Origin of the sequence: Bacillus sp. N5-665, from assembly GCF_022637375.2 — a bacterium.
Classification (GTDB): domain Bacteria; phylum Bacillota; class Bacilli; order Bacillales; family Bacillaceae_G; genus Bacillus_A; species Bacillus_A wiedmannii.
Map to the genome: position 1 here is coordinate 223,148 of NZ_CP093325.1, position 15,337 is coordinate 238,484.

Below are 15,337 nucleotides of genomic sequence, written 5' to 3' on the forward strand. Positions count from 1 at the left end.
TGTATGAATGTCTTGTTTTTAACACTTCTAGATTTTTCAACGATTAAAGAAAAGGGCATATATACTGATTTGATGCGGGAATTTACAAATAATGGGAGTAACGTCTATGTTATTTCTCCGACTGAAAAGAGAAAACAGCAAAAAAACAAGTTGATTGATACGGGAAATTGTAAAATATTAAAACTACAAATCGGTAATATTCAAAAAACTAATATGATTGAAAAGGGTATTTCAACTTTAACCTTGGAATCTAAATTTCTAAAAGGTATTAAAAATTACTTTTCAGATGTTAAATTTGATTTAGTGTTATATTCAACACCGCCAATAACGCTTCAAAAGGCGGTTGAATACGTACAAAAAAGAGACAATGCAAAAACATATTTATTGCTAAAAGATATTTTCCCTCAAAATGCAGTAGATTTAGGTATGATAAAGAAAAAGGGGATTGGGAGTTTACTTTATAAATATTTTAGGAATAAGGAAAAAAAGTTGTATAGCATCTCAAATTATATTGGATGCATGTCACAAGCTAACGTGAATTTCTTATTAAAAAATAATCCTGAAATATCTCCTGATATTGTTGAAGTATGTCCAAATAGCATAGAACCTTTAAGTGTAAAAAAGGATGTAAGAAAGAGTAATGAAGTTAAGGCTAAATATAAGATACCAATTGATAAAACGGTCTTTATTTATGGAGGAAATCTTGGGAAGCCACAAGGAATTGACTTTTTAATAGAGTGTCTCAAAGGTAATAAAAATAATAATCAAGTTCACTTTATTATAGTTGGAGCGGGGACGGAATTCCTTAAACTAAAAACATGCATTAATAACGAAAATTTAACTAATACACAATTATTTTCTCAACTGCCAAAAGATGAGTATGATATTCTAGCAAATTCGTGTGACGTTGGATTAATATTTCTTGATAGAAGATTTACAATACCTAACTTCCCTTCAAGAATTCTGTCATATATGCAAGCTTCGATGCCTATTTTAGCAGCAACTGATATAAATACGGATATTGGAGAGATTATTGAAGACGGTGGATTTGGTCTGTGGTGTGAAAGTAGTAATAATGAGAGTTTCAATGAAAAGCTAAATCAGATGTGTAACAGGGAATTGAGAAAATCTATGGGAATTAATGCTAGGAGATATTTAGAGGCTAATTATACAGCAAGAAACTCGTATGAAATAATAATGAATCATTTCAAATAATAAGAAAAGAGGCAATTAATATGTTTAAGGATAAAACTTTATTAATAACAGGCGGTACAGGTTCTTTTGGTAATGCAGTAATGGAAAGATTTTTAGATACTGATATAAAAGAGATTCGTATTTTCTCACGCGATGAAAAAAAACAGGATGATATGAGAAAACTTTATAGCAATGACAAATTGAAATTTTATTTAGGGGATGTAAGAGATTTAGCAAGTGTTAAAAATGCCATGCATGGTGTAGATTATGTTTTTCATGCAGCTGCATTAAAACAGGTTCCTTCATGTGAATTTTTTCCATTAGAAGCAGTTAAGACTAACATTATAGGTACGGATAATGTACTGACGGCTTCTATAGAATATGATGTGAAGAAAGTTATCTGCTTATCTACAGATAAAGCGGCTTATCCAATCAATGCTATGGGTATTTCGAAAGCGATGATGGAAAAAGTGTTTGTGGCAAAATCAAAAACAGTATCTCCAGAGAACACACTTATTTGTGGTACGAGATATGGTAATGTTATGGCTTCACGTGGATCAGTTATTCCACTATTTATAGAACAAATTAAAGCGGGCCACCCCTTAACTGTGACTGATCCTAATATGACAAGATTCCTGATGAGCTTAGAAGAGGCAGTAGAATTAGTAGTATTTGCATTTCAAAATGCTGTAGCTGGGGATATTATGGTCCAAAAATCTCCTGCAAGTACCATTGGTGATCTTGCTCAAGCTGTAAAGGAATTATTTAATGTTGATAATGAAATTAAAGTAATTGGTACACGCCACGGAGAGAAGCGTTATGAGACATTATTAACGAAGGAAGAATACGTGGTAGCGGAAGATTTAGGAGGTTTCTTTAGGGTTCCTGCGGATCGAAGAGATCTTAACTATGATAAGTATTTTGCAGAAGGAAATCAAAAACTTACTACTGTTGGAGAATATAATTCAGATAATACACAAATCCTTGATATTGAGCAAATTAAAGAAAAATTATTAGAATTAGATTATGTAAAAAAAGAACTTGAGGAATGGAATAAGACGAATATTTATTCAATGAATTAGAGGGCGGGATAACCAATGAAAATTCTTGTTACAGGTGCAAAGGGCTTCCTTGGAAAAAACCTTGTTGCCGAACTTAAAAATCAGGGGTATAAAGATATATTCGAATTTTCTAGAGAAGATAATATTACATTACTTGAAAGGTATACGAGGGAATGTGATTTTGTTTTCCATTTAGCTGGTGTGAATAGACCTAAGGATGAAAACGAATTTATGGAAGGAAATGCTGGGTTTACATCTCAATTGCTAAACTTATTAAAAGAGCAAGGTGATAAGGTCCCTGTACTTATTACTTCTTCCATTCAGGCAGAAAATAATAATCCTTATGGAAAAAGTAAAAAAGTTGGTGAAGAGGCACTATTCAATTACTCTAAAGAAACTGGTGCTAAAGCTTATGTATATAGACTACCTAATTTATTTGGAAAATGGAGTAAGCCTAATTACAATACGGTGGTAGCTACATTTTGTCATAATATTGCTAGAGGGTTAGATATTCAAGTGAATGATCCAGATGTAGAACTGAATCTTTGCTATATAGATGATGTATTAGAGGAATTTTTCAAAGCTTTAAATCATACCCCAACTATACAGGATGATTATTGTTTTGTGCCTGTAACGCATAATATTAAACTTGGCGAGTTAGCTAATGTGATAAAAAGTTTTAAAGAAGGTAGAGAAAATTTAAGTATTTCAAATATGGGAGATGCCCTAACTAAAAAACTTTATAGTACATATTTAAGTTTTTTACCAAAGGATAAATTTTCATACGATTTAAAAATGCACAGTGATCATAGAGGTTCATTTACAGAGTTTATTAGAACACCAGAGCGCGGGCAAGTTTCTATAAATATATCAAAATCAGGAATTACCAAAGGGAATCATTGGCATCACACTAAAAATGAGAAGTTTTTAGTAGTGAGTGGTGAAGGTTTAATTCGATTTAGAAAAATAGATTCAGATGATATTATTGAATATCGAGTGAGTGGAGAAAAATTACAAGTTGTTGATATACCGGTTGGATATACACATTCAATTGTAAATGTAGGAGAAAACGATCTCGTTACAGTAATGTGGGTAAACGAATGTTTTGATCCAGAAAGACCAGATACTTATTTTTTGGAGGTATAGTTAATGGAAAAATTAAAAGTTATGACAGTTGTAGGTACTAGACCAGAGATCATAAGGCTATCAGCTGTGATAAATAAACTAGAAGAATCAAAATCGATAGAACATATTCTCGTTCATACAGGCCAAAATTATGATTATGAATTAAACGAAGTATTTTTTAATGACTTTAAATTGAAGAAACCAGATCATTTTTTAAATGCAGCAACTGGGACTGCGGTAGAAACCATTGGGAATATATTGGTGAAGATTGATCCTATTATGGAGGAAGTTAAACCAGATGCACTTTTAGTTCTAGGCGATACAAATAGTTGCTTATGTGCTATTGCAGCTAAAAGAAGACATATTCCAATTTTCCATATGGAAGCAGGGAATAGATGTTTCGATCAGAGGGTACCTGAAGAAACTAATAGAAAAATCGTAGATCATACAGCTGATATTAATTTAACTTACAGTGATATTGCAAGGGAATATTTATTACGAGAAGGAATGTCGGCAGACAGGGTTATTAAAACAGGAAGTCCAATGTTTGAAGTTCTAAATTCAAGGAAAGATGATATTGAGAACTCAGATATATTAGAAAGATTAGAGTTGGAAGAGGATAAATATTTTGTAGTGTCTACGCATAGGGAAGAAAATATTAATTCAGAAACTAATTTCTTTGATTTAGTAGATAGTCTAAATGCAATTGCAGAGAAATATAACATGCCTGTAATTGTAAGTACACATCCGAGAACTAAAAATATGATTGATACAAAAGGAGTTAAATTTAATCCGTTAGTAAGAACCTTAAAACCATTAGGGTTTAATGATTATGTGAAGCTCCAAACTAAATCGAAAACAGTTCTTAGTGACAGTGGTACCATTAGTGAAGAATCCTCGGTTCTTGGTTTTAAGGCGCTCAATATTAGACAAGCTCATGAAAGACCAGAGGCAATGGAGGAAGCAGCTGTTATGATGGTTGGTTTAGGAAAAGAGCGTATTCTCCAAGGATTAGAAGTACTAGAAACTCAAGAGAAAAATACATTAAGACTTGTAGGGGATTACAGTATGCCAAATGTATCAGATAAGGTACTTAGAATAATTCTTTCATATACAGACTATGTTAATAGAGTTGTTTGGGGAAAGTAAAATTAATAAATTTTTTATAACCTAAAATGATCACTTTTGATACAAAATAATATCAGTCAATAAATGTGGAGTAATATAAGCTACTTATATCTCTATTTTTAGTTAAGCGATATCTTTTTGTGTATGTAGGCAGTAATTAACTTCATCTCAGTTTTACTAATAGAGAATACAATTACTATCATTATAAGTTGATTGTATTCTCTATTTAACATATAAAAAATAAATGTAAAAGTATTATAAGGTTTAATACTTTTATAAAATTATTTTGGTGTTTATAGAGCACGTTGAGTTGTATAGAGCTACGTGAGAGAGTAATAACAAGTTTTATTCAATGAATAGTTATTAAGATAAGATGAAATAGTATATGTAAAGCTTGTGAATATTGTTAAGGATTTCTTTAAAATTTTTAACAATTTTGTTTAGAGAAAGGAATAAAAATATGAACATTATGGTTTTTGATGTTCCAGCAGAAAGTGGAGGAGCATTATCCATCTTAAATGATTTTTATAATGAAGTAGTTGAAAGTAAAGAAAAAAATGTTAATTGGTTTTTTGTACTAAGTACGCCTAAATTAGAGGAAACAGATAATATAAAGGTACTACAATTTCCATGGATTAAGAAAAGTTGGGGGCACCGTTTTTATTTTGATCAAGTTATAGCACCAAAGTTGGTGAAAAAATATAAAGTGGATAAGGTACTTTCATTTCAAAATATTACAATTCCGCGCATAAAATGTGAGCAGATTCTTTATGTGCATCAACCTTTACCATTTGTGGATTATAAATTTTCAATTAAAGAGAATAAAAGATTCTGGGTATATCAAAATATAATAGGGCGCAATATAATTAGTTCAATAAAAAAAGCAAAGCATGTTATTGTTCAGACCCAATGGATGAAAAAAGCTTGCATAGAAAAAGCTCGAATTGAAGAAAATAAAATTGAAGTTATACCACCAACTATTAATGTAGAAATAAATAAATATTTTGAACCTAATACGAAGGCGTTAAGAACCTTTTTTTATCCCGCTAGTGAAAGTGCGTATAAAAATCATAGGGTTATTGTAGAAGCTTGTCAGCATTTAAAAAAAGTAACGAACGTAGATTACGAAGTTGTATTTACATTAAATGGAACAGAGAATCAAGATATTGTAGATTTGAATAAGATAATACAAAATGAAAAATTACCTATTCGTTTTGAAGGATTGAAAACAAGGGAAGAAGTTTTTGAAGCATATGCTAAGTCAATTTTGTTGTTCCCCTCCTATATTGAAACCTTTGGTATGCCTTTACTTGAAGTAAGGATGTGTCAAGGGGTTATACTTGCGGCCGATACACCCTTTGCAAAGGAGATACTTGAAGGGTATGAAAACGTAGGTTTCTTTGATGCATTTAATTCAAAAGAATTGAGTGTATTAATGTGTCAATATCTTCAAAAACAGAGGGAATACAATAATTTACGTGAGGTTCAATATAAAAATAACAAAACAAAACTATTAATTGATATTTTACTTAACAACTAGATAAATAGAAAAGTTGTCAAGTAATTGTAAAAATGATATTGAAATTTATAAAAAACTAATCTTATAGGTGTAGAAAATGAAAATTTTATATTTTGGTAGTCTTTGTGACGAAGAATGGCTTGAATCAATATCTAGTACGAAAAGAGAACCTTCCCGTATTGCACAATATTCTTTTGAGAAAGCATTAGTAAGTGGTTTCTCTCAGAATCAAGATGTTGATATGGATATAAATTATCTTTATCAAGAACAATATTATCCAAGAGGGAAATTCTTATATTTTAAGAAAAGAAAAAGGCAATTAAATAATAAATATATAGTAAAGTATTTATCTAATTTTAATTTGCCAATCATTAAAGAGTTATATTCTTTATTTCAAGGCATGTTCTTAACGTTGAAATGGGGAATAAAAAACTTTAATGATAAAGATAAAATTATTCTAACACCATTTAATTATACACCGCTGTCTCTAGGGGTTTATGTAGTTTCTAAGCTATTCAGAATAAAGCGAGTAAATGTTTTTACAGATCTTTCAAGTGATGTAATGAATACTAAGAGACAAAAGGAAATGCATTGGATTAAGAAAATGTTACTATCATATTATGTGAAATTAGTCAGTTTTATTGAACATAGCTACGATGGTTATGTTCTCTTTGCTGAGCCAATGAAAGAAAAAGTAAATACTTCCAGTAAGCCGTATATAATCATGGAAGGTATTTTTAATAACGATTTAGATTTGTCTAAAGTGCCTAAGAGTAAGGCTATTATGTATGCAGGCACATTGGCTTTTGAATATGGAGTTAAAAATATTTTAGATGCGTTTGAACAAATAGAGGACAGTGACCTTGAACTTTGGCTTTTTGGTGATGGGGATATGAAGGAATATATAGAAAATCTATCGTTAAAAGATCATAGAGTTAAATATTTTGGTTTTCAACCACGAGCGAAAGTTTTTGAATATGAAAAAAAAGCTTCGTTACTAATTAATGCAAGAAACCCAGCTGATGAATATACCATGTATTCTTTTCCCTCGAAAACATTTGAATATATGGTTTCAGGGACGCCATTTTTAACCACAAAATTAAAATGTATACCAGAAGAATATAGTAAATACATTTATTCTATAAATAATAGCGACATCAATTCAATTCGACAAGCGGTTGAGGAGGTATTATCGACTCCAAATGAAAAAATAAACCAGTTAACTGAGGGGGCCAGAATATTTATTTTAAAAAATAAAAATAGTACGGTTCAAACGAAAAAGATTTTAGATTTTCTTAACATCATAATTGAAAATAGTACAATATCTAAGAAAATCTAATATTTGTATTATTTGGAATGAAATACATTCGAATTAGTAAGGTATTTAGAATCCTAAATTTCCTTATATCACTTGTTTTAGAAAAATTATTCTGAATCCTTCGGAGCATTGGCTATAATATTAAAGGGATATACGCTGTTTTTTAGTAGTAATCATTATTAATAAATTATAAGTAATATTTTAATTTTTAGATTCAAACTGTTTAATTTAATCTGTAGTTAATTAGAGTGAAGGGGCAAGGAGAGTTTTATATATGAAAATACTGTGGCTTACAAACATCCCTCTTCCAGAAGTTAGTTTACTTCTGAATGAGGAAGTGCTTCCTTTTGGGGGATGGCTCATTAATGCATCTACAACACTTTCGTCGACTGATGGTGTGTTACTTTCTGTTGCATCTCCAAATAACAGAATTAATGATGTGAAGTTATTACGCGGGGATAAAATTGAATACTATATATTCCCCGCCGTTAATAGTAGTGATGTAAACGAAATCAGGAATAACCAATATCTAGAGAAAGTTATAGAAGAATGTAAGCCTGACATCGTTCATATTTTTGGTACTGAATTTACTCATACGCTTTCGATGATAAATGTTTGTCAAAAGAAAGATATTAAGACGGTGATATCTATCCAAGGTCTAGTATCTATTTATGCCAAACACTATACATTATCTCTACCTGTAAAGGTACAAAATAGGTATACTTTTAGGGATTTATTAAAACGAGATAATATTAAAAAGCAGCAACGAGGATTTATTAAACGTGGGAAATTTGAAATTGAGGCATTGAGGAAAGTAAGACATGTTATGGGTAGAACTACTTGGGATAAAGCATGTTCTACTCAGGTAAACCCCGATGTAATTTATCATCATTGTGATGAGACATTAAGAGAAGAGTTTTATAAACATCGGTGGAACATAGAAAAAATAGAAAGGAATTCTATTTTTTTAAGTCAAGGGTCTTATCCTATAAAGGGTCTTCATTTTATGATTGAAGCAATGCATTTGATATTAAAGAGATTTCCTAATACAAAGTTATATATTGGCGGTATGGATATAACAAAATCCGAAACTTTGAAAGAAAAGATGAAAATTTCATCTTATGGGAAATATATTAAAGAGTTAATTAGAAAATATAATCTGCAAGATAAAATTATTTTTACTGGATTATTAAATGAAAAACAAATGTGCGCAAGATATCTACGGTCAAATGTATTTGTTTGTCCATCATCTATTGAAAATAGTCCGAATTCTTTGGGTGAAGCAATGATATTAGGGGTTCCCTGTGTTGCTTCAGATGTCGGTGGTGTGTCAGATATGTTAAAGCATAAAGAAGAAGGATTTGTATATCAAACCGATGCCCCTTATATGCTAGCGCATTATGTATGTGAAATATTTGAAAATGAAAAATTGGCTTTGGATTTTTCTTACAATTCAAGAGCGCATGCTTTAAAAACACATGATCCTGTAAAAAACGTGAAACGTCTAATAGATATATATGAAGATATTTTATAAAAGAAGGTATAGGCATTGAAAGTTAAAAATATTATTGCACTATCGTATAAACGTATAAAGGGAAACGAAGTTGCTGCAAAGATTATTGGTAATGCAAGCTGGCTAGTTGGCGACAAAGTGTTTAATATGGTTATTGGTGTATTTGTAATGGCATTGGTAGCTAGGTATCTAGGACCTGAAAATTATGGGTTATACAATTATGCTTTGGCCTTTGTTACGTTGTTTACCGCATTATCCACATTAGGTTTAGAAACATTATCCGTAAAATCGATTTTGCACCAAGAAGAAGAAGAGGGAACGATACTTTATACGTCGTTAATTTTGAGAGTACTAGGTGGTATTGTTGTAGTATTTTTGGCTAGTATAAGTGTTCGGATGTTAGCACCAAATGAGCCGCTGATACATTTACTTGTAATGATTATGTCATTTACCATGATAATTAAATCATTAGAGGTTATTGAGTATTGGATACAAGCGTATCAAAAGTCGAAAATATCTTCATTGATTCGTATGGGAGCGTATGTGTTTTCTGCATTACTTAAAATTGCTTTTGTGTTTTTTAATGGGAATTTAATGCACCTAGCTCTCATTTATACATCTGATGCATTGATTGTAGGCATAGCACTAGTTATTGCATATTTTAAAAATCGAACATCTCATACGAAATGGAAATTTAAATTTCAATATGCAAAAAAAGTATTATCAAAAAGTTGGTATTTGATTCTTTCAGGATTGATGGTCACTCTTTATATGCAAATCGACAAGGTTATGTTGGGTTCTATGCTGACGAACAAGAAGGAATTAGGTATGTACTCGGCTGCAACACAAATTGCAAGCATGTGGTATTTTGTACCTTTAGCTGTTATTACATCATTTCAACCTATTATTATGAAGAAAAAGTTGCAGTCTCACAATAGTTATATTAATTCTATGCAAACCTTGTATTCAATTGTGGCATGGATTGGAATAGCATTTGGAATATGTATGATTTTATTTTCGGATCTTATTGTGGCTATTTTATATGGTCACGAATATAAACATGCAGCAAATATAGTTACAATAAGCGTATGGGCAGGTACTTTTGCAACATTAGGATCTGCACGTTCAATTTGGCTATTAGTTGAAAACTTACAGAAGTATACATTACTTTATACTTCTGCAGGGTTGATAATAAATGTAGGACTAAATTATCTATTAATACCTAATTATGGTGGTTTTGGGGCGGCTTTTGCAACCCTTATAGCCCAAGCTTTTGCAAATATCTTTGTGTTAGCATTTTTTAAAAAAACACGAATATCTAGTATCATGATTATAAAGGCATTTTCCCCTAAATATTTATTTAATGTAAGAAAACTATAAATTATATTTAAATAATGGAGGTCACTGAATGTTAGCTCCGGTGATAATTTTTGTTTACAATAGACCTGAACACACAATACAAACAATTGAAGCTTTATCAAAGAATGAATTAGCAAGAGAATCTAATATCTTTATTTTTTCTGATGCAGCTAAAAATGAAGAATCAGTAGAAAAAGTGAAAGTAGTACGAGATTATATAGATAGTATTGAAGAAAAAAAATATTTCAAGTCGTTTACGATTACGAAATCCGAGGCAAATAAGGGATTAGCCAAATCGGTAATTAATGGAGTTAGTGAAATTATTAGTAAGTATGGAAAAATAATTGTTTTAGAAGATGATTTAATAACAGCACCTGATTTTTTAACTTATATGAATGATGCGTTGGATTACTATTGTAATTTAGAAAAGGTATGGTCAATTAGTGGATATAATATACCAATTGCATTTCCAAAGGATTATAAGAGTGAGATTTATTACTCTTATAGAGGATGTAGTTGGGGGTGGGCAACATGGAAGAATAGATGGGATCAAGTGGATTGGGATGTAAAAGATTACGTAGAATTTAAATCGAGCAGACGTTTGAAAAATCGATTTAATCGCGGTGGAAGAGATATGGCGAATATGTTGGATTCCCAAATGGAAGGAATTATAGATTCATGGGCAATCCGTTGGTGCTATACTCAATCAAAAAGGAATCTACTCACTGTATATCCAGTCAAGTCCCGAGTGAAAAATATTGGATTAGATGGTTCTGGAACACATAGTGGAATTACAGCTCATTATAATGTAGAAATCGATAAAAATATTACAAAATGTAGCTTTGATGATCCAGATTTAAACCAGGAAATACTGAAGAATTTTCAAAATCATTATGGTTCCAGTTTACAATATTATTTAATTAAACCAAAACGTTTTATAAAAAAGTTATTGAGGATGTGATTAGGATGAAAATCACAATAGCAGGAACAGGTTATGTAGGCTTATCTAATGCAATCTTATTAGCTCAATATAATGAGGTAATAGCACTTGATATTATTCAAGAAAAAGTAGATATGATTAATAATAGAAAATCTCCAATTATGGATAATGAGATTGAAGAATTTTTAGCAAACAAAGATTTAAATTTAGTTGCCACCACAGATAATTATAAAGCATTTAAGGATGCAGAGTATGTCATCATTGCAACGCCAACAAATTATGATTCGGATAAGAACTATTTTAATACAAGAACCGTCGAAGCTGTGATTGCTAATGTTTTATCTATAAATCCGGAAGCAATAATGATAATTAAATCAACAGTTCCAGTAGGGTATACAGAGAAGGTAAGAGAGAAATTTGAAACGGAGAATATTATTTTTTCACCAGAGTTTTTAAGAGAGGGAAAAGCTTTATACGATAATTTATATCCTTCGCGTATAATTGTTGGTGAACAATCGGAGAGGGCAATGGTATTTGCTGATTTATTAGTTCAAGGAGCTACTAAAGATGATATTCATGTATTATTTACAAATCCAACTGAAGCAGAAGCCATTAAATTATTTGCTAATACGTATTTAGCGATGAGGGTAGCTTTCTTTAATGAACTAGATTCATATGCAGAAGTAAGAGGATTAGATACACAACAAATAATCGATGGGGTTGGACTAGATTCACGAATAGGTAGTCATTATAATAATCCATCTTTTGGTTATGGTGGATATTGCTTACCTAAAGATACAAAACAACTATTGGCAAATTATGCCGATGTTCCTAATAATATAATGACAGCAATTGTTGATGCGAATAGAACAAGAAAAGATCATATTGCAGAAATGATTATACAGAAGAATCCTAAGATTGTAGGTATATATAGACTTACTATGAAAATGGATTCAGATAATTTTAGACAATCAGCTGTTCAAGGGATTATGAAGCGTATTAAAGCAAAAGGGATTGAAGTAGTTGTATATGAACCAACTCTTCATGAAGAGAAATTTTATAATTCTAGAGTAATAAATGACTTCGATGTTTTTAAGAGGGTAAGTGATGTAATTGTAGCTAATAGACTATCTGATGGCTTACGTGAAGTAGTAGATAAAGTGTATACAAGAGATTTATTTAGTAGAGATTAAAAGGTTAAGAAGTTATATAAATGAATTATAATTTTGAAATGTGAATTAAGTAATAAAAAACATATTCACATAAGGTTTACAAATCAAATGTTTAGCTTCTATAGAATAAGAAAGTGACAAGGCAACTCATTTATATAGATTTTTAGCCCTTTTATAATAGATCTTCAATAAAAGCACTGTTATATTCATAAAGTTTTTGGGGGATATCACAGGATAAAGATAATATAAAGGTTTAAAAAATACTCTAGAATTAAATGAATTGTTATGAAATAGTAAAGTTTTTTTTACTTTAGGAGTTGTTATTTTTGGGAATTAATGATGTTTATAAAGGCAGAAAAATACAAATTTTATATTTTTTTGCTCTTGTTCTATATTGTCTAAATTTTAGGGGAGAAGGAATTTTTATACCTTTTTTGCTACTACCATTTTTATTAATTCATCTAATATTTTATCGATTTAATATTAGATATTTTATTATTTTAGGTATAATCATTGCTTTCTCTACCATATTTACCCTCACAATGAATAGTTATGGGTATATATCTTCTAGCTTTAATTTTTATTCTTATTTATTATATCCTGTTTGCTTATTTATGTTAGGTGAACTTGTGGCAAGAAAAGATGGGTTAGATAAAAAAATAGCTTATAATATTATTTTTGGTATTATCTTCTCTTTTGTGTTGTTTTCATTTTTAAGCCTAATGAAAACAATTAATATGTACGGTGATATGGATGTAGCAGTGAAAGCATTAAATGGTCGTTATGTTTTAAACATTTGGAATGACAGTCTTATTAGTGCTACAGGATTTAATACATATTTGTCATTTGGTTTAATAATGCTACCAATTTGTTTTATGAGCTTTAAGGAATTAAGATATGGGAAAATCATGAAAGTTTTGTGTATCTTCGCATTTATGGTTAGTTTGTATGGGGTTATAACTTTAGCAAATAGAACAGGTTTTGTATTGATTTTAGTCTCACTAATATCTGTAAGTTTATTGGTTGGAAAAGTCACATATTTTAAAATTATAAAATGGTTTTTTGGAATATTATTTGTAGGTTTGCTGAATTTTTTATACGAAAATAATATGTCTATTAAATACTTTTTATTACAATATCCCTTATTTTCTCGATTCAATGAAATGAATATGGGAAGCGATCCTCGTTTTGAAACATGGAAGGAAGCATTACGAGGATTATTTATAAATCCAACAGGAGGGAGAAAAACATCATTAAGTTTGAATTATGCACATAATATGTGGTTAGATGTGGGATATGATGTTGGTATATTGTCCTTTTGTTTATTATGTCTAGTAACGTTTTTGGCATTGTTGACTTTGCGAAATTTTGTCAAATCTAGTCAACCAGTATTATTAAAAGCACTAATTGTAGGATTATATACAGCTATGTTTTTAACGTTTATGGTTGAGCCTATATTTCAAGGATGGTTCACATATTTTACTATTTTTTGCTTTGTTTTTGGATTAACTCATGGATTGAATTTTAATTCTAGAGTTAGTAGAGGAAATAATATACATAAAAATAGTGATTCAAATTATAAAATGACAGCCTCTTAGTATTTTTAAATATAGTTCTTTATGATTAGCTTAATGAGTTTTGTGTTATATATTTTTTTCTAATCTCTATAGAGAGAAGCAGGTTATAGATATTCCCTAAGTTTTTTTATATAGGTGTGTTATAAAGTGACATTTGTTTTTCAAGGGTATATAGGAAATAATTAAAGTAGGGGGAGTACTTCAAAGGAACTAACTCTACTTTTATATTTTATCATAGGCCAAAACGGGATATTTTTAATATAGAGCACCCTTTTTATATTATTTTATCTAAGTCGATGTATTCAGTTGGTATATCTCAAATCACTAAAATATACCAAGAAAATAACTAAAGAGTATCATGAGAAATTAGAGATTGAAAAGATAGTGCATAAGTTGTATGAATGAAAATTAAGACGGTTGAAAATAAACCAAATGACAGTAGGTTATTGAAGAAAGAAGGTTATAATGAAATGAAAAAGAAAATCCTAATTTGGATACTAGGTGTCATAGGAATAGTAATTATAGGTGGAGGAATCTATGCTTATAATATATATTCCTCTGTTTCAAAAACATTAGATGAAGTTCATAAGCCTTTAAAACGCGATGAGAATAATAAACAAGAAGAAAAAATTAATAAGTCTGAACCAGTTTCAATTTTACTTTTAGGGGCGGACGAACGCGGTGAAGATAAAGGACGTTCAGATTCTCTAATGGTTATCACGTTAAATCCTAAAAATAATTCAATGAAGACTGTAAGTATTCCTCGTGATACATATACAGAGATTGTTGGAAAAGGAAAAAGTGATAAAATCAATCATGCCTATGCATTTGGTGGTGTAGACATGTCTGTTGCGACAGTAGAAAAGTTTTTAAATGTACCTATTAACTACTATATTGAAGTGAATATGGAAGGTTTTCAAGACATTGTTGATGCAGTTGGTGGTGTAGACGTTAATAATGATCTAGAATTTAAGCAAGACAATCACCATTTTTCTAAAGGTAATATCCACTTAACAGGTGACCAAGCTCTAGCATACACACGTATGCGTAAAGAAGATCCTCGTGGCGACTTCGGACGTCAAATGCGTCAACGTCAAGTAATGCAGGCTGTTATTAAGAAGGGCGCAAGCTTCTCTTCTTTATCGAGCTATGGTGATGTGTTAACAGCGATTCAAAAGAATGTGAAGACAAACTTAACACAAGATCAAATGTTTGATATGCAAAAGAATTATAAAAATTGTTTGCAAAATAGTGAAGATATCCAAATCTCAGGTGACGGCCACAAAGCTGCTGATGGTATTTGGTACTACTATGTTCCAGATGCAGCGAAACAAGATATTACGAATAAGCTAAGAGCGCATCTTGAAGTGACTAAGTAATATGTAATAACCCAACTCCTTTGGTAGGAGTTGGGTTTATTTTTGCATAGAT

At 30.5% G+C, this 15,337-nt stretch carries 12 protein-coding genes; all 12 read left to right on the forward strand.

Going from position 1 to position 15,337, the window contains the following annotated elements:
• The first annotated feature begins 3 nt into the window (after positions 1-3).
• The 12 genes from MNO09_RS03370 (at position 4) to tagU (ending at position 15,285) form a co-directional block, all read left to right on the forward strand.
• Positions 4-1,215, forward strand: coding sequence for a glycosyltransferase family 4 protein (locus MNO09_RS03370; RefSeq protein ID WP_088107498.1), 1,212 nt, complete (start codon positions 4-6; stop codon positions 1,213-1,215).
• Positions 1,216-1,235: 20 nt separating this feature from the next.
• Positions 1,236-2,276, forward strand: coding sequence for a polysaccharide biosynthesis protein (locus MNO09_RS03375; protein WP_048560307.1), 1,041 nt, complete (start codon positions 1,236-1,238; stop codon positions 2,274-2,276).
• A 15-nt stretch (positions 2,277-2,291) separates the two neighbouring features.
• Positions 2,292-3,401 (forward strand): capsular polysaccharide biosynthesis protein CapF, encoded by a 1,110-nt coding sequence (locus tag MNO09_RS03380; RefSeq protein WP_088107497.1) that lies wholly within the window; start codon positions 2,292-2,294, stop codon positions 3,399-3,401.
• Between the two features lie 3 nt (positions 3,402-3,404).
• Positions 3,405-4,529: a non-hydrolyzing UDP-N-acetylglucosamine 2-epimerase gene (wecB, locus tag MNO09_RS03385; RefSeq protein ID WP_048560309.1), complete on the forward strand. Its 1,125-nt coding sequence runs from the start codon at positions 3,405-3,407 to the stop codon at positions 4,527-4,529.
• 439 nt (positions 4,530-4,968) lie between these two features.
• Positions 4,969-6,048, forward strand: coding sequence for a glycosyltransferase (locus MNO09_RS03390; protein WP_088107496.1), 1,080 nt, complete (start codon positions 4,969-4,971; stop codon positions 6,046-6,048).
• 76 nt (positions 6,049-6,124) lie between these two features.
• Entirely contained in the window at positions 6,125-7,366 is a 1,242-nt protein-coding gene (locus tag MNO09_RS03395) for a glycosyltransferase (protein ID WP_088107495.1), read from the forward strand.
• Between the two features lie 253 nt (positions 7,367-7,619).
• Positions 7,620-8,879: a glycosyltransferase family 4 protein gene (locus tag MNO09_RS03400; protein WP_064476133.1), complete on the forward strand. Its 1,260-nt coding sequence runs from the start codon at positions 7,620-7,622 to the stop codon at positions 8,877-8,879.
• A gap of 15 nt (positions 8,880-8,894) precedes the next feature.
• Entirely contained in the window at positions 8,895-10,238 is a 1,344-nt protein-coding gene (locus MNO09_RS03405) for a flippase (RefSeq protein WP_088107494.1), read from the forward strand.
• A gap of 28 nt (positions 10,239-10,266) precedes the next feature.
• Positions 10,267-11,178 (forward strand): glycosyltransferase, encoded by a 912-nt coding sequence (locus MNO09_RS03410; RefSeq protein WP_088107493.1) that lies wholly within the window; start codon positions 10,267-10,269, stop codon positions 11,176-11,178.
• Positions 11,179-11,183: 5 nt separating this feature from the next.
• Positions 11,184-12,350, forward strand: coding sequence for a nucleotide sugar dehydrogenase (locus MNO09_RS03415; RefSeq protein WP_088107492.1), 1,167 nt, complete (start codon positions 11,184-11,186; stop codon positions 12,348-12,350).
• Between the two features lie 305 nt (positions 12,351-12,655).
• Entirely contained in the window at positions 12,656-13,927 is a 1,272-nt protein-coding gene (locus MNO09_RS03420; RefSeq protein ID WP_088107491.1) for an O-antigen ligase family protein, read from the forward strand.
• Between the two features lie 449 nt (positions 13,928-14,376).
• On the forward strand, positions 14,377-15,285 hold the full coding sequence (gene tagU, locus MNO09_RS03425) for a polyisoprenyl-teichoic acid--peptidoglycan teichoic acid transferase TagU (RefSeq protein ID WP_064476327.1): 909 nt from the start codon (positions 14,377-14,379) through the stop codon (positions 15,283-15,285).
• The last annotated feature ends 52 nt before the right edge of the window (positions 15,286-15,337 follow it).

Bases quoted from the DNA above. Each gene is read 5' to 3' on its own strand.
- MNO09_RS03370 (WP_088107498.1), top strand. From the start codon at position 4: ATGAATGTCTTGTTTTTAACACTTCTAGATTTTTCAACGATTAAAGAA.
- MNO09_RS03375 (WP_048560307.1), top strand. From the start codon at position 1,236: ATGTTTAAGGATAAAACTTTATTAATAACAGGCGGTACAGGTTCTTTT.
- MNO09_RS03380 (WP_088107497.1), top strand. From the start codon at position 2,292: ATGAAAATTCTTGTTACAGGTGCAAAGGGCTTCCTTGGAAAAAACCTT.
- wecB (WP_048560309.1), top strand. From the start codon at position 3,405: ATGGAAAAATTAAAAGTTATGACAGTTGTAGGTACTAGACCAGAGATC.
- MNO09_RS03390 (WP_088107496.1), top strand. From the start codon at position 4,969: ATGAACATTATGGTTTTTGATGTTCCAGCAGAAAGTGGAGGAGCATTA.
- MNO09_RS03395 (WP_088107495.1), top strand. From the start codon at position 6,125: ATGAAAATTTTATATTTTGGTAGTCTTTGTGACGAAGAATGGCTTGAA.
- MNO09_RS03400 (WP_064476133.1), top strand. From the start codon at position 7,620: ATGAAAATACTGTGGCTTACAAACATCCCTCTTCCAGAAGTTAGTTTA.
- MNO09_RS03410 (WP_088107493.1), top strand. From the start codon at position 10,267: ATGTTAGCTCCGGTGATAATTTTTGTTTACAATAGACCTGAACACACA.
- MNO09_RS03415 (WP_088107492.1), top strand. From the start codon at position 11,184: ATGAAAATCACAATAGCAGGAACAGGTTATGTAGGCTTATCTAATGCA.
- tagU (WP_064476327.1), top strand. From the start codon at position 14,377: ATGAAAAAGAAAATCCTAATTTGGATACTAGGTGTCATAGGAATAGTA.